The 19,613-nt window shown below is 73.8% G+C and carries 19 protein-coding genes; 15 read left to right on the top strand and 4 right to left on the bottom strand.

From position 1 onward, the window contains the following. The first annotated feature begins 11 nt into the window (after positions 1–11). The 5 genes from CHF16_RS13225 to CHF16_RS13245 all read left to right on the top strand — a co-directional run bounded on the left by CHF16_RS13225 (position 12) and on the right by CHF16_RS13245 (position 5,583). Positions 12–1,559 (top strand): FAD-binding oxidoreductase, encoded by a 1,548-nt coding sequence (locus tag CHF16_RS13225; protein ID WP_089326286.1) that lies wholly within the window; start codon positions 12–14, stop codon positions 1,557–1,559. A 156-nt stretch (positions 1,560–1,715) separates the two neighbouring features. Beyond that, a complete protein-coding gene (locus tag CHF16_RS13230; RefSeq protein WP_245868446.1) occupies positions 1,716–2,966 on the top strand; it encodes an alpha/beta hydrolase in 1,251 nt (416 codons plus the stop codon). A gap of 111 nt (positions 2,967–3,077) precedes the next feature. After that, positions 3,078–4,085 carry a DUF5954 family protein gene (locus tag CHF16_RS13235; protein ID WP_089326287.1) on the top strand — a complete coding sequence of 336 codons (1,008 nt, stop codon included), beginning with the start codon at positions 3,078–3,080 and terminating at the stop codon, positions 4,083–4,085. Between the two features lie 43 nt (positions 4,086–4,128). Continuing rightward, the gene (locus tag CHF16_RS13240) at positions 4,129–4,686 is read left to right on the top strand and encodes a hypothetical protein (RefSeq protein WP_089326288.1); all 558 of its coding nucleotides are present in this window, start codon (positions 4,129–4,131) and stop codon (positions 4,684–4,686) included. Positions 4,687–4,776: 90 nt separating this feature from the next. After that, positions 4,777–5,583 carry a VOC family protein gene (locus CHF16_RS13245; RefSeq protein WP_089326289.1) on the top strand — a complete coding sequence of 269 codons (807 nt, stop codon included), beginning with the start codon at positions 4,777–4,779 and terminating at the stop codon, positions 5,581–5,583. A 71-nt stretch (positions 5,584–5,654) separates the two neighbouring features. Here the strand turns inward: CHF16_RS13245 and CHF16_RS13250 are convergent, their stop codons facing one another. Further along, positions 5,655–6,305 (bottom strand): TetR/AcrR family transcriptional regulator, encoded by a 651-nt coding sequence (locus CHF16_RS13250; RefSeq protein ID WP_089326290.1) that lies wholly within the window; start codon positions 6,303–6,305, stop codon positions 5,655–5,657. A 172-nt stretch (positions 6,306–6,477) separates the two neighbouring features. Here CHF16_RS13250 and CHF16_RS13255 point away from each other — a divergent pair, with 172 nt between their 5' ends. The 6 genes from CHF16_RS13255 to CHF16_RS13280 all read left to right on the top strand — a co-directional run bounded on the left by CHF16_RS13255 (position 6,478) and on the right by CHF16_RS13280 (position 12,490). After that, entirely contained in the window at positions 6,478–7,698 is a 1,221-nt protein-coding gene (locus CHF16_RS13255; RefSeq protein WP_089326291.1) for a YncE family protein, read from the top strand. Positions 7,699–7,827: 129 nt separating this feature from the next. Then, positions 7,828–8,955: an FUSC family protein gene (locus tag CHF16_RS13260; RefSeq protein ID WP_179271514.1), complete on the top strand. Its 1,128-nt coding sequence runs from the start codon at positions 7,828–7,830 to the stop codon at positions 8,953–8,955. Positions 8,956–9,007: 52 nt separating this feature from the next. Beyond that, a complete protein-coding gene (locus CHF16_RS13265; RefSeq protein WP_089326293.1) occupies positions 9,008–9,748 on the top strand; it encodes a PIG-L deacetylase family protein in 741 nt (246 codons plus the stop codon). Continuing rightward, positions 9,745–10,497: a 4-carboxy-4-hydroxy-2-oxoadipate aldolase/oxaloacetate decarboxylase gene (locus CHF16_RS13270; RefSeq protein WP_089326294.1), complete on the top strand. Its 753-nt coding sequence runs from the start codon at positions 9,745–9,747 to the stop codon at positions 10,495–10,497. The genes CHF16_RS13265 and CHF16_RS13270 overlap by 4 nt, the downstream gene beginning before the upstream one ends. Next, complete coding sequence (locus CHF16_RS13275; RefSeq protein WP_218826652.1) at positions 10,494–11,537, top strand: 4-oxalomesaconate tautomerase; 1,044 nt, start codon at positions 10,494–10,496, stop codon at positions 11,535–11,537. Before CHF16_RS13270 ends, CHF16_RS13275 begins: the two co-directional genes overlap by 4 nt. Then, positions 11,534–12,490, top strand: coding sequence for a catechol 2,3-dioxygenase (locus CHF16_RS13280; protein WP_089326295.1), 957 nt, complete (start codon positions 11,534–11,536; stop codon positions 12,488–12,490). Before CHF16_RS13275 ends, CHF16_RS13280 begins: the two co-directional genes overlap by 4 nt. 77 nt (positions 12,491–12,567) lie before the next feature. Here the strand turns inward: CHF16_RS13280 and CHF16_RS13285 are convergent, their stop codons facing one another. Beyond that, positions 12,568–13,329 carry an NAD(P)-dependent oxidoreductase gene (locus CHF16_RS13285; RefSeq protein ID WP_089326296.1) on the bottom strand — a complete coding sequence of 254 codons (762 nt, stop codon included), beginning with the start codon at positions 13,327–13,329 and terminating at the stop codon, positions 12,568–12,570. Positions 13,330–13,409: 80 nt separating this feature from the next. On the opposite strand from CHF16_RS13285, the gene CHF16_RS13290 reads away from it, so the two are divergent. Together CHF16_RS13290 and fusA are read left to right on the top strand one after the other, a co-directional pair. Further along, positions 13,410–14,042, top strand: a complete 633-nt coding sequence (locus tag CHF16_RS13290) for a GntR family transcriptional regulator (protein ID WP_218826653.1) — start codon at positions 13,410–13,412, stop codon at positions 14,040–14,042. Between the two features lie 107 nt (positions 14,043–14,149). Further along, positions 14,150–16,177 carry an elongation factor G gene (gene fusA, locus CHF16_RS13295; protein WP_089326297.1) on the top strand — a complete coding sequence of 676 codons (2,028 nt, stop codon included), beginning with the start codon at positions 14,150–14,152 and terminating at the stop codon, positions 16,175–16,177. Positions 16,178–16,244: 67 nt separating this feature from the next. Here the strand turns inward: fusA and CHF16_RS13300 are convergent, their stop codons facing one another. Continuing rightward, positions 16,245–16,676 carry a DoxX family protein gene (locus tag CHF16_RS13300; protein WP_089326298.1) on the bottom strand — a complete coding sequence of 144 codons (432 nt, stop codon included), beginning with the start codon at positions 16,674–16,676 and terminating at the stop codon, positions 16,245–16,247. Beyond that, the gene (locus CHF16_RS13305; protein ID WP_143227961.1) at positions 16,673–17,653 is read right to left on the bottom strand and encodes a hypothetical protein; all 981 of its coding nucleotides are present in this window, start codon (positions 17,651–17,653) and stop codon (positions 16,673–16,675) included. Before CHF16_RS13305 ends, CHF16_RS13300 begins: the two co-directional genes overlap by 4 nt. A 338-nt stretch (positions 17,654–17,991) precedes the next feature. Between CHF16_RS13305 and CHF16_RS13310 the strand changes: the two genes are divergently transcribed. Both CHF16_RS13310 and bsaP read left to right on the top strand, forming a co-directional pair. Next, positions 17,992–19,338 carry an acetyl-CoA carboxylase biotin carboxylase subunit gene (locus tag CHF16_RS13310; RefSeq protein WP_089326300.1) on the top strand — a complete coding sequence of 449 codons (1,347 nt, stop codon included), beginning with the start codon at positions 17,992–17,994 and terminating at the stop codon, positions 19,336–19,338. A 9-nt stretch (positions 19,339–19,347) separates the two neighbouring features. After that, on the top strand, positions 19,348–19,539 hold the full coding sequence (bsaP, locus tag CHF16_RS13315) for a biotin synthase auxiliary protein BsaP (protein WP_089326301.1): 192 nt from the start codon (positions 19,348–19,350) through the stop codon (positions 19,537–19,539). Positions 19,540–19,613: the final 74 nt, after the last annotated feature.

The raw sequence follows: 19,613 nt of genomic DNA on the forward strand, positions 1-19,613 counted from the left end.
AGGGAGCGGGCATGAGTGAGTTGTCGACGCTGCCCACCACGGTCGTGCGGCCCGGGGACAAGAGGTATCCGGCGCTGTGCCGGGGGTTCAACCAGCGGTGGGTCGCGGCGCCCGAGTACGTGCGGCTGGTGCGGACGCCGGAGGAGGCGCGGGCGGCGCTGGCCGACGCGGTGCGGGAGGCGCCGGACGACCCGGGGCAGGCGCGGATCGCGGTGCGCAGCGGCGGGCACTGCTACGAGGATTTCGTGTGCGGGACGGACGTGCGGGTGATCCTGGACGTGAGCCCCATGTGCGCGGTGTCCTACGACGACGCGATGAAGGCGTACTGCGTCGAGGCCGGGGCGAACAACGGGCACGTCTACGAGCGGTTGTATCCGGTCACCGGGAAGGTGCTGCCGGGTGGCACGTGCTTCTCCGTGGGGCTGGGCGGCCACATTCCGGCGGGTGGGTTCGGGGTGCTGTCGCGGCAGCACGGGCTGACCGTCGACTACCTGTACGCGGTCGAGGTGGCGGTCGTGGACGCGGACAAGAACGTCAGGCTGGTGGTGGGGCGGCGCGACGATCCGGACCCGGGGTTGCGGCAGCTGTGGTGGGCGCACACCGGAGGCGGCGGTGGGAACTTCGGCGTGGCCACCCGGTTCTGGTTCCGGGGGCTGCCGCAGCCGCCCGAGCGGGTGCTGCTCGCCGCGCTGGCGTGGGACTGGGTGGACATCGCCGAGGACGACTTCGGTGCGCTGGTGACGGCGTTCGGGGAGTACTTCCGCGACCATCAGGACCCGTCGGCGGCGGCCGGGAAGCTGTTCGCGGTACTCAAGCTCAACCATCTCGCCAACGGGCAGATCGGGCTGCTCGCCCAGGTGGACGCGGACGACCCGGACGGGCCGCGGGCGATGGCCGACTTCATCGCGCACCTCGGCGGGCGGGTACGGCCGTCCGCGACGAAGATGCGGTCGGAGATGGGCGAGCACTTCGTCCACCTGGACGTCCCGCGGGCGATGCCGTGGCTGACCGCCACCCGCGCGCTCGACCCCGCCGGCGGGAATCGGTGCGGCAAACACAAGTCCGCCTATCTGCGGAAACCGTTCAGCGAACGGCAGATCGCGGCGATGTGGCGCTATCTCGGCCACGGGGAGTATCCCGGCTATCTGAACCCGCGGGCGGTCATCCAGGTCGACTCTTACGGCGGTGCCGTCAACCGTCCGCTGCACCGCACGGCGGTGCGGCAGCGCGACTCCATTCTGAAACTGCAATTCCAGGTCTACTGGGCCGAGCGGGACCCCCGCGAGGACACCCACATCGCCTGGATACGCGACGCCTACGGGGCGACGTTCGAGGAGACCGGCGGCGTGCCCGTGGCGGACGGCGAGCGCACCGACGGCTGCTACATCGGGTATCCGGACGCCGATCTCGGCGACCACCGCTGGAACGCGTCGGGGCAGTCGTGGGAGACGCTCTACTACAAGGACGCCTACCCGGAACTCCAGGAGGCCAAGCGGTTCTGGGACCCGGGCGAGGTGTTCCGGCACGCCCAGTCCATCCGGCCCGGAACGGGGGAGTGACCCCGGTCACGCCACGCGATGCGAGCGGCGGCCGCGCGCCCTGTCTCGCCTTTATTGCATTTACTGCCAATACTTGCGGCTGTGACTCCGGGGACAGTAGTTTCTTGCGGACGAGCAGAGCGTCGGGCCCGGGGGGCCTGAGCGGCTGGGGAGTCCATGAAGAAGCGTACCGACCGGAAGATCGCCATCGCGGGCACGGCGGCCGCCGCCGTGCTGCTGCCCACCGTCATGGTCGGCCTCGCGCAGGCCGGCATCGGCGTCCCGACCGGGAAGTCGGAGGCGTCGGGCGACTCCCGGCCGATCCCCTCGTTCGGGCCGCCGACGCAGCAGGCCCCCGTCGTGGGCGCGTCGCCGAGCAAGTCGCCGAAGGCGGCCAAGCTGCCGAGCGTCCCGCTGAACAGCAACCCGTTCAAGACGGGCGGCGGCAGGCCCTCGGCCGGCGACCCCGACACCGACCGCCGCAGCCACGGCGAGAAGCCGAAACTGCCGTCCGGCGCCGGGGCCAGCAAGTACGCCAAGGCCCCGGACGGCGCCGCGATCACCGAGGTGAAGAAGGTGAACGCGCGGCAGTTCGACGTCACCATCGCCTCGCCCGCGCTCGGCGCGGCCGTCAAGACCCGCGTGATGGTCCCCAAGGGCTGGAAGCGCACCGCCAGTAGGACGTGGCCGACGGTGTACGCCTACCACGGCGGCAACAACACGTACCTGTCCTGGACGAGGGACTCCAACATCGAAGAGGTCGCCGGCCCGTACGACGCGATGGTCGTGATGCCGGAGGGCGGCTGGAACGGCTCGTACACCAACTGGTGGAACGGCGGCAAGGGCGGCATCCCCGAGTGGGAGACCTTCCACATCCAGGAGGTCATCCCGCTGATGGAGCGCAACTTCCGCGCCGGGACGACGCGCGCCGCGATCGGCCTGTCGTCCGGCGGGCAGGGCGCCATCACCTACGCCGAGCGGCACACCGGGATGTTCAAGTACGCCGCGGCGTACAGCGGCGCTCTCAACATCACCGCGCCGGGCATGCCGGTCATCCTCACCTCCATGAACCGCGAGGCGGGCACGTCCATCTGGGGCGACCCCGTCATCGCGCGGGCGAACTGGCGGGCGCACGACGCGACCGTCAACGTGGCCAAGCTGAAGGGCATCGGCGTCTACGTCTCCTGTGGCGACGGCCGGCCCGGCCCGCTGGACAACCCGAACACGCCGCCGCACGACGCGGGGCGGATCGGCGAGCAGCTCGCCGGGACGATGAACGAGAACTTCGTCGCCGCGGCGAAGAGCGCGGGCGTCCCGGTCACCGCGAACCTCTACGGCCCCGGCATGCACAACTGGAAGTACTGGAAGCGCGAGCTGGTCAAGAGCTGGCCGGGCATCGCCGCCGCGATCGGCGCCCGCAAGTCCTGAGCGGCGCCCCGGCGGCCGCGCTCCGGCCGGTAACGGCCAGGCCGTAATGCCTGACCGACCGGAATCGCCGAAACACGAGCGGTGAGCTCCCCTTCCTGTGACCATGGGGGCATGAGGGGCAGTGATGGAGCGGCCCTCGCCGCCGATCTCCCGCTCGCGCCGCCGGCGAGCGGTGCGGAGCGGCTCGGCGAGGTGCGCGCCCGGCTGGCGTATCCCGCGGTGCGCTGGTGCGGCGCGACGTTCGGGGTGATGGAGCGGGTGCCCGCCGGCTGGATGATGTCCGGCATGGAGCGGGCGACCCCGCAGGAGGCCCGCGACTCCCTCGGCTGGTGGTTCCGCCGCCTCGCCGGCGACCCCGGCGTGCCCGCGGCGGTCCGCGCGGCGTACCGGCGCGGCGCGGACCGGCTCGACCGCGACCGGCCGGACGAGCTGACCGTCGCCGGGCGGCTGTTCCGGGTGGTGCGCGCCGACCGGTTCTGCCGGTGCGGCCCGGACGGCCCGGAGCCGCCCCGCCCCGGCGATCCCGACGCGCTCCCCGAGCCGCGCACCCGCCGCGACGCCGGCCGGTTCGACCACGGCCTGCTCCCCGAGGCCACGCCGCCGGTGCCCGCCGCCCCGCCCGGCGACGCGTGGGTTCCGGCGGGCCCGGCGGTCCCGCCCGAGCTGGCCTGGGACGCCCGCCGCGCGCTCGCCACCCACCCCCGGCCCGTCCGGCTGCCGGCCCGCTTCACCGTCGCCGAACCGGACGGAGGGCCGCGCCCCGCTCCGCACGGTCCCGCCCCGCATGCCCCGGCCCCGCATGCCCCGGCCCCGCAGGGCCCGTTCCTGCACGGGCCGTTCCTGCACAGCCCGGCCGCCGTGCGCGAGCACCTCGCCGCGTACTTCGACCACGTCGTGCCGCTGCTGGACGGCCCGAGCCCCGATGACGTCGCCGCCTACCGGGCGGCAGCGATACTGCTGCGCGACGGCACGCGGCGCACCGAGATCAGTGTGCGCGGCCACCGCTTCCGGGTGGCCCGCGTCGAGTACGTCGTGCGCCGCGGCCCGGACGGTCCCGAGCCGCCCCGGCCGTCCGAGCGCGATCTGGAGGAGCCGGTCACCGACCGTCCGGCGCGCTGACCCCGGAGGCCGCCCGGGGCGGGGGAGGGTAGCGTGGCGGGCGATGAAGGGATTCGCCCGGCGGGAGTTCCAGCTCGTCCTGCTCCGCCGCATGGCCGACTACCAGCCCGGCATGGTCGAGGACGCGGTGCGCGCGCTCGGCGCGTCCCGCACCGAGATGCGCGAGGCCAACGCCCGATGGCAGCGCGTACTGCGGTCCCGGACGTTCCCGCGCGGCCGGCGCCGCCACGAGGCCGTCCTGGGCCCGCCCGCGGGCACCGCGGAGCGGCGCGTCGGCGACGTCGCCTGCGCGACCGCGTGGTGGCCGCCGCTGCCGCTGTGGCCGGAGCTCCGCTTCGAGATCATGATGGCGCCGGACGGCTCGGTCGTGCACGAGTGGCTCGTCCGGGACGACGCCGCCCCCGTGCCGCGGCTCGCCGGCGTCGACGACCTCGTCCCGTGGTCGTGCGTGGTGGGCGACGTCGACGCCCGGTTCGGCGCGGTGGCCCACCAGGACGGCGACGCGCCGAGCCGCTGGCACGCGACCATCACGCTGCCGGACGGCGACCGGTACGTCGCGCATTTCGTGTGGGGCCTCCTTCAGACGGTGGTGAGCGCCTGAGACCGCTTTGAGCGGTCTTGGCGTTTCCGGTCAGCGCAGATTGCGCGGGGCTCCCTACGGTGGTGGCATGCGAGCTGTGAGGGTCCGGCGATGCCCGAGGTGACCTCCTACGAGCCGGGCTTCCCGACCTGGGCGGAGCTGGCCAGCCCCGACCAGGAGACCTCGAAGCGGTTCTACTGCGAGCTGTTCGACTGGTACTCCTACACGCTGACCGTCGAGATCGGCGAGTACGAGATCTTCACCCTGGGCGACCTCCAGGGGCCGGAGGTCTGCGGGATGCAGGTCCTCGCCGACGACACCCTGCCCTCGTCGTGGACGTGCTACTTCCGCACCGACGACGTCGAGGCGTCGGTCGAGGCCGTGCTGTCCGCGGGCGGCCAGGTCATGGTGGAGCCGACCGACATCGCCGACCTCGGGCGGATGGCGCTCTGCTCCGACCCGGAGGGCGCCGACTTCGCCTTCTGGTACCCGTACCACCTGCAGGGCGCCGGGGTGCAGGACGAGCCGTCCGCGATGTGCTGGGTGGAGCTGGCGTCCCGCGACGTCCGGCAGGCCCGCCGCTTCTACGGCGAGGTCTTCGGATGGAAGCCCGTGGATCGCGCCTACTACACCGCCGGCTACACCGACTGGAAGATCGGCGACTGGTCCGTGGCGGGCATGGTGCAGATGGACGACCGCTGGCCGGCCGACTGCCCGCCGCACTGGATCCCCTACTACTGGGTGGCCGACTGCGACGAGACCGCCGCCAAGGCCGTCGAGCTGGGCGGGCGCGTCAGGCTGCCGCCGAGCGACATCGAGCTGGGCCGCTTCTCGATCATCACCGACCCGACCGGCGCCCGGCTGGCCTTCATCACCCCGAACGTCCGCGACGTCCCCGCGACGCGGACCATGCCCTGACGCCCTGCCCCTGCCCCCCTGCCCCCTGCCCCCTGCCCCACGCCCCTCCGACCCGCTGGAGCCGGAGCGCCTCAGCCCTGGTCGGGGGCGTGCAGCCGGCCGAGGAGGATGAGCACCAGCTCGTCGATGACCTCGTCGAGGGTGGCCTCGACCCACCCGGCGCTCCAGTCGTGCAGGAGGCCGTTGATGCTGCCGATGAAGGCGGTCGCGGCGATCCGGTAGTCGCGGTCGGGGATCTCGCCGCGCGCGGCGGCGGCCGCCGCCTCCGCGCAGAGGAAGTCGACCCAGCGGGCGCGGCGGGTGAGGCGCTGCCGGTCCAGCCGGGGGCTGACCCCGACGATCTCGACGAAGGCGATCCGGATGAGGGCCCGGTCGGCGGTGATGGCGGCGGCGTAGGCGCGGAAGAGCCGGGCCGTGCGCTCGGCGAGACCGAGTCCCTCGACGGACGGCAGCGCGGCGACGACCGCGCGCTCCGCGGTGTCGTTGACCTCCAGGTGCAGGTCGGCGAGCAGGTCCTCCAGGGTGCGGAACTCCTCGTAGAACTGGCGGGTGGACAGCCCGGCGGCCTCGCTCAGCGCGGCGACCGTGGTGCCGCGGTAGCCGGGGCCGCGGCCGAACATCTCCAGCCCGGCGTCCAGGAACCGGCGGCGCCGCTCGGCGCGCCGCTCGGCCGCCGACCTGCCGCCGTAGCGGCCGGTCGGACTCGCGCGCCTGCCCGCCACCTCGCTCCTCCCCGCTCCTCCCCGCCCCTCCCCGGGCTCCCCGTCACTCGCACCGCATTTTCCATCATTTTGGGTCTTGTGTCGCACATCACCCTGCATTACTGTCCAGTAACCCAGTCGGAACACGATCGTTTTCAGACCGGAGACCCTCACCCCCCCGCTGGAGGACGCGATGCCTTCCCCACGTCTCCGAAGACGAACCGCACTGCTCGGCTGCGCCGTGCTGGCGGCGACCGCGATGGCCGGCGCGCCGCCCGCGCAGGCCCGGCCGGCCGAGGCGCCGGCGCTGCGCGACGTGATGGCCGTCGGCAACGGCCAGGGCGGCACGGTGAGCTTCATCGACACCGCCACCTACCGGAACCTCGGCTCCATCGACGTCGTCCCGGACCTCCAGGAGCGCCTGGACTCGATGAACATCGTCGAGCGGATCGGCTACGAGGCCGTCAACGCCGCGCAGGGCTACCGCAAGCTCGTCGACGACATGGCCGTCTCCCCGGACGGCACGACCCTCTACATCTCGCGCGGCGCGCTGTCGGACGCCGTCGCGTTCGACATCGCCACGAAGAAGATGCTGTGGCGGCACAGGACCGAGGGCTTCAAGGCCGACCACGCGGCGCTGTCGGCGGACGGAAAGCAGTTCATCGTCTCGGCCACGACCGCGAGCAAGGCCGAGGTCATCGACACCGCCACCGGGAAGCTCCTGACGAGCTTCGCCACCGGCACCTACCCGCACGCGAACGACTACTCACCCGACGGGACGGTCCTCTACAACTCCAGCATCGGCATCACCTCGCTGCCGAAACTGCTGAACGGGCTCAAGGGGTCCAGGGCCGTGACGGCGGTGGACGCGAAGACGTTCAAGCAGCTGCGCACCTACACCTTCGAGTACGGCATCCGCCCGGCGGTGTTCACCCGCGACAACAAGACGATGTACGCGCAGCTGTCGTACCTCAACGGGTTCATCGAGTACGACCTGGCCGCCGGCAAGACCGTCCGGACGGTGAACATGCCGTTCAGCGACAAGGCCGCCAAGATGAGCCCGGACGACTACCCGCAGAACTCCGCGCACCACGGCATGGCGATGAACGCCGACGAGTCCAAGCTGTGCGTGGCCGGGACCATCGACGACTACGTCTCCATCGTCTCCCGCCCCGGTCTGACCACCGACGGGACCGTCCACTACGCCACCGACGCGCTGCCGTACTGGACGCAGACGAGCCCCAACGGCAACGACTGCTTCGTGTCGCTCGCCGAGGACGACCAGATCTCCGTCATCGACTACCGCACCGCCAGGGAGGTCGCCCGCATCGACGTCGGCCGCTTCCCGCAGCGGGAGCGGGCCGCCAAGCTCACCTCCGAGGCCATCGCCTCCCTCAACCCGGCCAAGGGCTGACCCCCACGGCGGGCCCGCCCCCGGGCCCGCACTGAGACCGACCGCCGCGCGCCCCGCCGCCACCCACATCCCGGCGGGCCGCGCGGCGGTCCCATGGTTGGGCGCCGGGACGCGGGGAACCGGCATGCGGTGCCGACGCAAGGACTCCGCAGCCGCCTGCTGCCCTTCGCGGGGCGCCGCTACTGGACGGAGCGCGCCAAGCTCACGGCCAAGGCGGTCGTCGCGGCCGTCATCGCGTGGCTGATCGCCAAGTACGCGGTCGGGCACGCGCAGCCGTACTTCGCGCCGCTGGCCGCGCTGCTCGGGGTGTACCCGTCGGTCGTCCGGTCCGTCCGGGAGAGCGTGGCGTACGCCGCCGGGTTCGTGATCGGCGCCGCGCTCGCGATACCAGTCGGGCTGCTGCTCGGCCCCACCACGCCCGGCATCGCGGTCGTGCTCGTCCTGGCGATGATGGCCTCGGGGTGGCGGCGGCTCGGCGACCAGGCGTCCCAGGTCGCGTTCACCGCGCTGTTCGCCCTGCTGCTCGGCGGCCACGAGGTCGTCGGCTACACGCTGCCGAGGCTGGGCGACGTCGCGCTCGGGCTGGCGGTCGGCCTGCTCGTGAACGCGACGCTGTTCCCGCCGCTGTACCTGCGCCGCGCCGAGTACGCCGTGCGGGAGGCGCGGGACGCGCTCGCCGGCGCGCTCGACGCCCTCGCGGGCGAGGTCGCCGAGGACGAGGGCGGCCGGGCGCGCTACGACGAGCGCGAGGCGTGGCTGGCCCGGGTCCAGGAGGAGGCGCGGTACTCGCTGGAGCAGGGCGGGGAGAGCCTGCGCGCCAACCCGCGGGCGAAGCTGCGCGGCTACCCGCTGCGCTGGCAGGGGCACCGCGACCGGTGGCCGGCGCCGCGCGAGCTGAACGTACTCGACCAGACGGCCGCCTACGCCCGCTCGATCTCCGGGACGCTGCGCCAGCTCGACGGGGACGGGGACGGGGACGGCGGCGGCGACGGCGACGGCGGCGGCACGGCGGAGCCCGCGCTCGGCCCGGAGTTCCGGCACGCCTACGCGGACCTGCTGCGCGCCCTCGCCGGGATCGTCCGCGAGCTGCCCGAAACGCCGGGGGAGGACGCGCTCGCCGCGGCCGAGCGGATCCAGCGCCGGCTGGAGGAACCGCACCTCGGACCGGGCACGGACGCTCCCGGCCTGTGGGATCCGCAGAAGGAGCTCCTGCGGCTGAGCCGCCTGCTGCTGGACGGCCTGCGAGCGCCGGGCTAGCTTGTCCGCAGAATTGTTGACAATTTGGGTGACAAGTTGCAGAGTACGGCCCATGAGTTCTTCCCCCTCTCCCCGTCCCCTGCTCGTCATCAGCGCCCACGCGGGCGACTTCGTCTGGCGCGCCGCCGGCGCGATCGCGCTCGCCGCCGAGCGCGGCGACCGGGCCAAGGTGGTGTGCCTCAGCTACGGCGAGCGCGGCGAGTCCGCGCGCGCCTGGCGCGAGGGCAAGCGGCTGGAGGAGATCAAGAAGCTGCGGCGGGACGAGGCCGAGGCCGCCGCGGCGGAGCTGGGCGCCGAGATCGAGTTCCTGGACGCCGGCGACTACCCGCTCGTGGAGTCGCGGGAACTGGTCGACCGCCTCGTCCGCGTCTACCGGGACGTCGAACCGGCCGTCGTCCTGACCCACACCCTCGCCGACCCCTACAACGGCGACCACCCGGCGGCGGCGCGGATGGCGCTGCAGGCGCGCGTGCTCGCGCAGGCGATCGGCTACGACGCGCCGGGCGAGCCGCTCGGGGCCCCGCCGGTGTTCTTCTTCGAGCCGCACCAGCCGGAGCAGTGCGACTTCAAGCCGGACGTGCTGCTCGACATCACCGCCGTCTTCGACAAGAAGCGCAAGGCGATGGAGTGCCTGCCCGCGCAGGTCCACATGTGGGAGTACTACACCGACCTCGCCAAGCGGCGCGGCGTCCAGCTGAAGCGCAACGCGGGCCCGAACCTCGGGCTGCCGCACGACACCCGCGCCGAGGCGTACGTCCGGCTGTACCCGCAGACCACCACGGAGCTGGCATGAGGACCGTCGTCGTCACGAACCCCCCGCGCGCTGACGCGGACGCGGTCGACGCCCTCGCCGGGTACGGCGTCGCGACCGTCCACGAGGCCATGGGGCGCACCGGCTACCTCGGCCCGTCGATCCGGCCGGTGCACCTCGGGGCGCGCATCGCCGGGACGGCCGTCACCGTCCTGTCGTGGCCCGGCGACAACCTGATGATCCATGTCGCGGTCGAGCAGTGCCGCCCCGGCGACGTGCTGGTGGTCGCCACGACCTCGCCGTCCACCGACGGGATGTTCGGCGAGCTGTTCGCGACCGCGCTCCAGTACCGGGGCGTGCGCGGGCTCGTCATCGACGCGGGCGTGCGCGACGTCGCGGAACTGCACGCGATGGGCTTCCCGGTCTGGTCGGCGGCCGTCAGCGCGCAGGGCACGGTGAAGGCCACGCCCGGCGCGGTGAACGTGCCGGTCACCATCGGCGGGCAGGTCATCCGGCCGGGCGACGTGGTGCTCGCCGACGACGACGGGGTCGTCCGCGTCGCGCGGGAGTCGGCCGCCGAGACGGTGCGGGCCGCGCGGGCCCGCGAGGAGAAGGAGGCCGCGACCCGCGCCGCCTTCCAGCGCGGCGAACTCGGCCTCGACCGGTACGGCCTGCGGGACCGGCTCGCCGGGATGGGCATCCGGTACGTCGATCATGCCGACTACGCCGGGGCCGACTACGCCGGGGCCGACTACGCCGGGGCCGATTACGCAGGGGGCGGGGAGGCGTGAACGGCGTCCGCTGCATGATGATGCGGGGCGGCACGTCCAAGGGCGCCTACTTCCTCGCCGGGGACCTGCCGTCCGACCCGGCCGAGCGCGACGGCCTGCTGCTGCGGATCATGGGCACCCCCGACCCCCGGCAGATGGACGGCATCGGCGGCGCGCACCCGCTCACCAGCAAGGTCGCGGTCGTGTCCCCGTCCGCCGGGCCGGACGCCGACGTCGACTACCTGTTCCTGCAGCTCGGCGTCGAGGAGCCGACGGTCTCCGACCGGCAGAACTGCGGGAACCTGCTCGCCGGCGTCGGCCCGTTCGCCGTCGAGCGGGGCCTCGTGCCGGCCGGCGGCGACCGGACGAGCGTCCGGATCCGGATGGTCAACAGCGGCGGCGTCGCCACCGCGACGTTCCCGACGCCGGGCGGCGCGGTCGACTACGCCGGCGGCACGGCGATCTCCGGCGTGCCCGGCACGGCGGCGCGGATCGACCTCGGCTTCGCCGGGACGGCGGGCTCGTCGTGCGGGGCGCTGCTGCCGACCGGGCGCGTCCGCGACGTGGTCGACGGCATTGAGGTCACCTGCGTCGACAACGGGATGCCGGTCGTGGTCGCCGCCGCGTCCGACCTCGGCGTCACCGGCTACGAGAGCGACCTGTCCCACCTGCGGGACCGGATCCAGGCGCTGCGGCTCGCGGCGGGCGAGCTGATGGGCCTCGGCGACGTCGCGAGCGCGTCCGTGCCGAAGACGACCCTCGTCGCGCCGCCCCGCGACGGGGGGATGATCTGCACCCGCACGTTCATCCCGCTGCGCCTGCACGCCTCGATCGGCGTCCTCGGCGCCGTCACCGTCGCCACCGCGCTGCTGCTCGACGGCGCCGTCGGCCGCGACCTCGCCGCGTTCCCGCCGCCCGGCGCCCCGATGAGCATCGAGCACCCGACCGGCCGGCTGGACGTGGCGGTCGAGCTCGACGGCACGGCCGTCCGGCGCGCCGCCGTCGTCCGGACCGCGCGCAAACTGTTCGACGGCACCGCCTTCCCCCGGAGATCCCCATGAGCCCCAAGCACGAGATCGCCCACGTCGCGCACGTCGAGCTGCTCACGCCCGAGCCCGAGAAGAGCCTGTGGTTCTTCACCCGGGTCATGGGCCTCACCGAGGCCGGCACCGAGGGAGACTCGGTCTACCTGCGGACCTGGGACGACTACGAGCACCACACCCTCAAGCTCACCGCGCACACCACGTCCGGCATCCGGCGGACCGGGCTGCGCGCGTCCTCCGCGGAGGCGCTCGACCGGCGCGTCCGGGCGATCGAGGACGCGGGGCTCGGCATCGGCTGGCGGGACGGCGACCCCGGCCTCGGCCCGACCTACGTCTTCCGCGACCCCGACGGGCACGAGCTGGAGATCTACTGGGAGTCGCAGTGGTACGAGCCGCCGCCCGAACTGGCGCCGTCCCTGAAGAACCAGGCGCAGGCGTACCCGGCGATGGGCGTGTGCGTCCGCCGCCTGGACCACGTCAACTTCCTGGCCGCCGACGTCGAGCCCAGCACCGACTTCGTGCGGGAGGTGCTCGGCGCGCACCCCACCGAGCAGATCCGGCTGGACGACGGCGTCATCGGCGCGCGGTGGCTGACCTTCACCAACAAGTCCTACGACCTCGTCTACACGCGGGACTGGACGCGCACCAACGGCCGCCTGCACCACATCGCGTTCGCCACCGACACCCGCGAGGACATCCTCCGCGCGGCCGACATCTTCCTCGACAACGGCGTCTTCATCGAGACCGGGCCGCACAAGCACGCGATCCAGCAGACGTTCTTCCTCTACGTCTACGAGCCGGGCGGCAACCGCGTCGAGCTGTGCAACCCGTGCGCCCGGCTCATCCTCGCGCCCGACTGGAAGACGATCACCTGGACGGAGGCCGAGCGCGCGAAGGGCCAGGCGTGGGGCCTGAAGACGATCGAGTCGTTCCACACCCACGGCACGCCGCCGGTCGACCCGGCCGGCTAGGCGATTCCGCCCGGCCGGGTCGACTCAACTGCCGGGGTCGACTCAACTGCCGGGGTCGACTCGACGGCCTGGTCGGCTCAGCCGGCCAGGCGGCGCAGGAGGTCGCGGCTGGCGGCGGCCATCGCGGGCGGGACGTCCAGTTCCGCCAGCATCTCGGCCGCCGCCTCCATCTCGGCGGCGCGCCGGACGGCGTGCCTGTGCGTCCCGCTGACCAGCCGGTCGACGGTGTGCTCGCCGGCCGCGGCGAGCTCCTCGACGATGTTCGCGCGGAGCCAGTCCTCGCAGCCCGCGGCCCGCGCCGCTTCCAGGGCCTCGACGACCGCCCCGGCGAGCCCCTTGAAGAACACGCTGCGCAGCAGCTTGCGCTCCGCGGCGAGCCCGGCGGGACCGTCCATCACCTCGACGCCGGCGCCGAGCGGCCGAAGGAGGTCCGCGACCCGCGCGGCACCGTCCCCGCTGACCAGCAGCGGGGTGCGGAGCCCGCGCCCCGGCACCGGCGCCATGATCGCCACGTCGGCGAACCGGACGCCGCGCTCCCGCGCGATCGCGTCGAGCCGCCGCTTGAGGCCGGGGGAGCCGGTGTTCAGGTCGGCCCAGACGGCATCGCCGGAGACCGCCCCCGCGCCCGCCTCCAGCGCGGCGACGGCGTCGTGCGCGCTGTTGACGCTGAGCACGAGATCGGCGCCGGCGGCGGCCTCGGCCTCGCTCCCGCAGGCGGCCGTCCCCTCGGGTGCGGGAACGGCCGGGTCGTAGGCCCGCACGGCCGCGCCCGCCGCGACGAGATCGCCCGCGATGGCACCGCCGGCCTCGCCCAGCCCCAGTACGGCGATGATGAGCATGCCGCCCTCCTCCCTGCCGAGATGTCCCGCACCGGCTACCCTAGATCAGCGACAAAAATGGCGACAATCCGGGAGTGCCGGTGAGCGACGTGGTGAGCGGGATCCGCGAGGCGATCCTGAGCGGCCGGTTCGTGCCGAACCAGCGGCTGATCGAGGCGGACCTGTCCGAGGAGTTCGCCGCGAGCCGGGCCGGGGTCCGCGCGGCCCTCGCCGAACTGGCCGGCGAGGGGCTGATCGAGCGGGTGCAGAACCGCGGCGCACGCGTCCGCGCGGTGTCCCTGGCGGAGGCCGTCGAGATCTCCGAGGTCCGGATGGTGGTCGAGGGGCTGTGCGCGGCCAAGGCCGCGGCGCGCGCCACCGAGGCCGACGCCGCCGAGCTGCGCGAGATCGGCGAGGAGATGCGCGCCGCCGTGGCGTCCGGCGACGTGCTCGGCTACTCGCGGCTGAACGAGCGCCTGCACCGCCGCGTCCGCGAGATCAGCGGGCAGAAGACGGCGGCCGGGGTCCTGGAGCGGCTGCGCGCGCAGAACGTCCGGCACCAGTTCCGGCTGGCCGTGCACCCGGGCCGGCCGCAGACCTCGCTGCCGCAGCACCTGGACATCATCGAGGCGATCGCCGCCGGCGACCCGGACGCCGCCGAGCGCGCCGCCCGCGCGCACCTGCGCAGCGTCATCGAGGCGCTCCCGGAGGTCGAGCGCGCCGCCGCGCCCTGACCGGAAAACCCTTCGCGCCCGCGCGGCCCCGGCGGTTACCGTCGCGTGTGCCGCGCCGGACGATCTTGTCCCGCGGCGGTCGTCATCGAGCGAGAAGGAGGATCCCGATGACAGCCACCGCCCTTGCCCTCGCCAAGGTCCGCAACATCGGGATCATGGCGCACATCGACGCCGGCAAGACGACGACCGCCGAGCGGATCCTGTACTTCACCGGCGTCTCCCACCGGATCGGCGAGGTCCACGACGGCGCCGCCGCGCTCGACCACCTCAAGCAGGAGCGCGACCGCGGCATCACCATCACCTCGGCCGCGACGACCTGCCACTGGGACGGCCACACGGTCAACCTGATCGACACGCCGGGCCACGTCGACTTCACCATCGAGGTCGAGCGGTGCCTGCGCGTGCTCGACGGCGCCGTGGCCGTGTTCGACGGCGTCGCGGGCGTCGAGCCGCAGTCGGAGACGGTGTGGCGGCAGGCCGACCGGTACGGCGTGCCGCGCGTCTGCTTCGTCAACAAGCTCGACCGGGCCGGCGCGGGCTACCACCGCTGCGTCGACATGATCCGCGAACGGCTCGGGGCCGTCCCGCTGGCCGTGCAGCTGCCGATCGGGGCCGAGGCCGGGTTCGAGGGCGTCGTCGACCTGGTCGCCATGCGGGCGCACCTCTGGCCCGGCGGGCGGCACACGGTCGCGGACGTCCCGTCCGGGCTCGCGGAGGAGGCGCGCCGGTGGCGGCGCACGCTCATCGAGACGGTGGCCGAGCACGACGAGCGGGCCATGGCGCTGTACCTGGACGGCGTCGAGCCGTCCGAGGAGCAGCTCCACGCCGCGATCCGGAGGCTGACGGTCGCGTCGGCCGCGAGCCCGGTGCTGTGCGGCAGCGCGTTCAGGAACAAGGGCGTGCAGCCCCTCCTGGACGCGGTCGTGCGGTACCTGCCGTCGCCGCTGGACGCCGGCCCGGCCGCCGGCGGGGCACCGGTCTCGGACGAGGCGCCGCTGGCCGCGCTCGCGTTCAAGGTCGTGAGCGACCGGCACCTCGGCCGGTTCACCTTCGTCCGGATCTACTCCGGGCGCCTGGAGCCGGGCGCCGAGGTGCTGAACGGGGCCCGGGGCCGCAAGGAGCGGATCGGCAAGATCTACCGCGTCCACGCGGACAAGCGGGTGGAGATCGGCGCGGCGGGCGCGGGCGACATCGTCGCCGTCATGGGCCTCAAGCGGACCGCCACCGGCGAGACGCTGTGCGACCCCGCGCACCCGGTGGTCCTGGAGTCGATGGACTTCCCGGCCCCGGTCATCGAGGTCGCCATCGAGGCCCGCTCCAGGGCCGACGTGGAGCGCCTCGGTGCGGCCGTGCACCGGCTGGCGGAGGAGGACCCGTCCCTCCAAGTCCGCGACGAGGACGGGCAGACCGTCATCGGCGGCATGGGGGAGCTCCATCTGGAGATCCTCGTCGACCGCCTGAAGGAGGAGTTCCATGTCGAGGCCAACGTGGGCCGCCCCCGCGTCGCCTACCGCGAGACCGTCCGCCGGGCGGTCGAGCGGGTCGACCTGACGCACCGCAAGCAGACGGGAGGCAAGGGCCAGTACGCGAAGGTGCAGATCGCCCTCGAACCCATCGAGGACGGCTACGAGTTCGTCAACCGGATCACCGGCGGGCGGATCCCGAAGGAGTTCATCCCGTCCGTGGACGCGGGCTGCCAGGAGGCGCTGCGCACCGGGCCCGTCGCGGGATACGAGATGACCGGCGTGCGGGTCGTCCTCACCGACGGCCACTTCCACCCCGTCGACTCGTCCGAGCTCGCCTTCAAGATCGCCGGTTCGCTGGCGGTCCGGGAGGCGGTCCGGCGCGCGTCCCCGGTGCTGCTCGAACCCGTGATGACCGTCGAGGTCACCACGCCGGAGGAGTACCTGGGCACGGTCATCGGCGACCTCAACGGCCGCCGGGGCCGGGTCGAGGGGACGGGCGAGCGCGGCGGCGCCAAGGTCGTCCAGGCCCTCGTCCCGCTGGCGGAGATGTTCGGCTACGTCGGGCACCTGCGCGGTATGACGTCCGGCCGCGGCGTGTTCACCATGCGGTTCGCGGCGCACGGCGAGGTCCCGCCCGCGGTCGCCGCGCGCGTCGTCGCGGCGGGCTGAGCGCGGAGTCCGGCCCGTCCCCGGCATCGGCCGGGGGCGGGCCGGACGTGCGGCGCCGGCGGGCAGGTCAGCGCGCCGCGTCCGCCGGCTCCCGGCCGCGGCGGGCCGCGAGCCGGGAGTCCAGCGCCCAGGCGCCCGGCCCCAGCACCGCGATCAGCAGGAACGCCCAGCTGAACATCGCCGCGCTCTCCCCGCCGTTGCGCAGCGGCAGCAGCGCGTGCGGCTGGTGGACGGTGAAGTACGCGTACGCCATCGAACCGGACGCGAGGACGGCCGCCGCCCGGGTGCCGAGCCCGGCCAGCACCAGCGCGCCGCAGACGAGCTGGATCAGCGCGGCCCACCAGCCCGGCCACGCCCCGGCCTCGACCGCGTGGCCGCTGCCCCGGTCGCCGCCGAGCACGCCGAACAGCGAGGCGGCGCCGTGGCAGAGGAACAGCAGCCCGACGACGGCGCGGAACAGCGCGAGCACGGGTCCGGCCAGCCGGTCCATCGGCGTCATCCCTCGGTCACCCAGCCGTGCATGATGCCCATGACGTCCGCGAAGCCCGTCTCGGACGCCCGGTACGACGCGGTGATCCGCAGGGTGTCGCCGCGCTCGATCCGGCCGATGGGGGAGCCGCCGCACGACGGCATGCTCGAGACCTCGGCCATCCCGTGGTGGTCGATGAACTCGGGCGTGCCGCCCTCCTCGGCGACGCTGCGGCAGAGCACCTGCCCGGTGCCGGTGTTCTCGGTCCGCACCGCGATGCCGCCGCGGTGCAGGTGCCCGCGGATGTGGACGAGGTCGCCCGACACCGTCGACCGCCAGGTCCGCGACTTCTCGCTCTGCTCGGCCGGGGTGTCCCAGGTGGAGTCGAGGCAGCCGCCGGCGTCCAGCCAGAGCGGGACCACCGGCGTGATGCCCGAGCCGGACGCCGGGACGTAGGTGAACGTGAACTCCAGGTAGGCGGTCTTCTCCTCGTGCGCGTGGTTCATGAGGTCGGCCAGCAGCGTCCACCGGTCGAACCTGCCGATCCGGAACCCGTAGCCCGCCGGGAACACGCTCTCCATGCGCTCGTTCCCGGACGCGAGGACCCGCCGGAGCCCGCCGCACACGATGTCCCGCGCCGCCGAATTGAAAAAGACGGCGTGGTGCAGCATGGGCCCGGTGTTGATGTTGGCGTTGCTGCCGTCGGCGTACACCAGATTCGGTTTGAATCCGGTGACGTAGCAGTTCTCGCACGGTTTCTGGACGTTGAACGCGAGCTGGTTCGGGAGCATGCCGTGCTCGCCGTCCGCCGCCTTCGGAATGGTGTAGGGCCCATACCGCAGGGTCACGGTCTGCGGCTGCGCCGCGGCCGTCTCCGCAGCCGCCTGCGCGGATGTTCTGGCAGGTGTTCTCGCAGGTGGTCCGGCCTGGGCCGCGACGGGGGCGAGCGCGGTGGCGGCGAACGCCGCCACCGTGCCGGCCAGGACGAGGAATCGTCTGAGGGACAAGGTCTCCTCCTTGGGGAGCCGCGCCGCGCGGGAAGCGGCGGCGCACTTTGCGCATGCGGCGGCCGGCCGGGGGAGAACGGGAGTCCGCGACGCTGCGGGAATGGTCGGCCGCGACGCCCCACACAGTGAACGGCGGGCGCGGCGAAGTCAATTGTGCCGGTTCACAATTACCTGGCGGCCACGGGATGAGCTGCCATTCCTCCGGACCGCCGGAATGCGGACCGGTGATCTCGCCGATGCGCGGCACCGGCCGCGAGGGGGCGGGCGGCGGCGATCCGCACTAGTCTCTGCCGGGACGGGACGCCCGGTCCCGGCGCGTGCGCGAGGAGGAGTCCGCAGTGTTCGAGTCCGTGCTCGTGGCGAACCGCGGGGAGATCGCCGGCCGGATCCTGCGCACCGCGCGGGCGATGGGGCTGAAGGCCATCGCCGTGTACTCCGAGGCGGACGCCGACCTGCCGTTCGTCGCCGAGGCGGACGAGGCCGTCCTCATCGGCCCCGCCGACCCCGCCCGCGGCTACCTCAACGCCGCCGCGATCCTGGAGGCCGCGCACCGCACCAACGCGCGGGCCGTCCACCCCGGCGACGGCGTGCTCGCCGAGAGCGCCTCGTTCGCCCGGCGGGTCGCCGAGCGCGGCATGGTCTGGGTCGGTCCGCCGCCGCTCGCGGTCGCCCGGATGGGCGACAAGATCAACTCCCGGAACCTGATGAAGGAGGCCGGCGTCCCCGTCGCGCCCGGCGCGTGGGAGCCGGTCCCGGACGCCGGCACCGCCGCCGAGGAGGCCGCGCGCGTCGGCTACCCCGTGATGCTCAAGCCCGCGGCGGGCGACGGCGGCATCGGCCTCGCCGTCGCGGCCGACGAGCGGTCCGTCCGCGCCGCGTACGAGACCGCCCGCGCCGCCGCCGACCGCGTCTTCGGGCACGGCGAGGTGCTCCTGGAGCGGTACGTGCCGGGCGCCCTGCACATCGAGGTGCAGATCCTCGGCCTCGCCGACGGCACCGTCCTCGCGCTCGGCGAGCGCGACTGCTCCGTCCAGCGCCACTTCCAGAAGATCGTCGAGGAGACCCCGTCGCCGGGCCTCACCCCCGCGCTGCGCGCGCGCATGCTGGCGGCCGCCGTCCGCGCGGGCGAGACCGTCGGGTACCGGGGCGCCGGCAGCATCGAGTTCCTCGTCGACCCCGCCGCGCAGGAGTTCTACTTCCTGGAGATGAGCACCCGCCTGCCGTCCGGGCACATCGTCACCGAGATGGTCACCGGCATCGACCTCGTCGAGCAGCAGTTCCGGATCGCCGCGGGCGAGCCCGTCTCGTTCACCGCCGCCGAACCGCGCGGCCACGCCATCGCCTTCCGCGTCCACGCCGAGGACCCGCACCGCTTCCTGCCCGGCTCCGGCGAGATCAAGGTGTGGGAGGAGCCCGTCGGCGACGGCATCCGCATCGACGCCGGCTACGCCGAGGGCAACACCGTCACCCCGCACTACCACCCGCTGATCGCGAAGCTGTCCGTGCACGGCGCCGACCGCGCGCACGCCGTCGCGCTCGCCCGGGCGGCCGTCGACGCCTTCCGCATCGAGGGGCCGCCGACGAACCTGCCGTTCCTGCGCGAGCTGCTCGACGGCTCCGAGTTCGCCGGCGGGACCTACGACACCGGGACCGTCGCCCGCATGCGCGCCGGCGGCCCGGCATAGGGTGGGGCCGTGTACTGCGACCGCTGCGGCGAGCCCGCCGCCGAGGGCGACCACGCCGCCTGCCGCGCCGCCCGCGAGATGGAACCGCCCCGCTACTGCGCGCACTGCCGCCGCCGCATGGTCGTCCAGGTGACCCCGCTCGGCTGGACGGCCCGCTGCGCCGCGCACGGCGAACTGCAGGCTCAGAGCGGCAGCGCGTGAGTCAGCGGAGCGGCAGCGCGTAGGTCAGCGGAGCGGCAGCGCGTAGGTCAGCAGAGCGGCAGCGCGTAGGTCAG

The organism is Actinomadura meyerae (assembly GCF_900188445.1).
In the GTDB taxonomy this organism is placed as follows: domain Bacteria; phylum Actinomycetota; class Actinomycetes; order Streptosporangiales; family Streptosporangiaceae; genus Spirillospora; species Spirillospora meyerae.

What these genes read in the sequence shown, in the direction of transcription:
- CHF16_RS13280 (WP_089326295.1), top strand. Translation starts at nt 11,534, where the DNA reads ATGAGCCCCAAGCACGAGATCGCCCACGTCGCGCACGTCGAGCTGCTC.
- CHF16_RS13255 (WP_089326291.1), top strand. Translation starts at nt 6,478, where the DNA reads ATGCCTTCCCCACGTCTCCGAAGACGAACCGCACTGCTCGGCTGCGCC.
- CHF16_RS13240 (WP_089326288.1), top strand. Translation starts at nt 4,129, where the DNA reads ATGAAGGGATTCGCCCGGCGGGAGTTCCAGCTCGTCCTGCTCCGCCGC.
- CHF16_RS13245 (WP_089326289.1), top strand. Translation starts at nt 4,777, where the DNA reads ATGCCCGAGGTGACCTCCTACGAGCCGGGCTTCCCGACCTGGGCGGAG.
- CHF16_RS13265 (WP_089326293.1), top strand. Translation starts at nt 9,008, where the DNA reads ATGAGTTCTTCCCCCTCTCCCCGTCCCCTGCTCGTCATCAGCGCCCAC.
- CHF16_RS13225 (WP_089326286.1), top strand. Translation starts at nt 12, where the DNA reads ATGAGTGAGTTGTCGACGCTGCCCACCACGGTCGTGCGGCCCGGGGAC.
- fusA (WP_089326297.1), top strand. Translation starts at nt 14,150, where the DNA reads ATGACAGCCACCGCCCTTGCCCTCGCCAAGGTCCGCAACATCGGGATC.
- CHF16_RS13285 (WP_089326296.1), bottom strand. Translation starts at nt 13,329, where the DNA reads ATGCTCATCATCGCCGTACTGGGGCTGGGCGAGGCCGGCGGTGCCATC.
- CHF16_RS13230 (WP_245868446.1), top strand. Translation starts at nt 1,716, where the DNA reads ATGAAGAAGCGTACCGACCGGAAGATCGCCATCGCGGGCACGGCGGCC.
- CHF16_RS13270 (WP_089326294.1), top strand. Translation starts at nt 9,745, where the DNA reads ATGAGGACCGTCGTCGTCACGAACCCCCCGCGCGCTGACGCGGACGCG.
- CHF16_RS13235 (WP_089326287.1), top strand. Translation starts at nt 3,078, where the DNA reads ATGAGGGGCAGTGATGGAGCGGCCCTCGCCGCCGATCTCCCGCTCGCG.
- CHF16_RS13300 (WP_089326298.1), bottom strand. Translation starts at nt 16,676, where the DNA reads ATGACGCCGATGGACCGGCTGGCCGGACCCGTGCTCGCGCTGTTCCGC.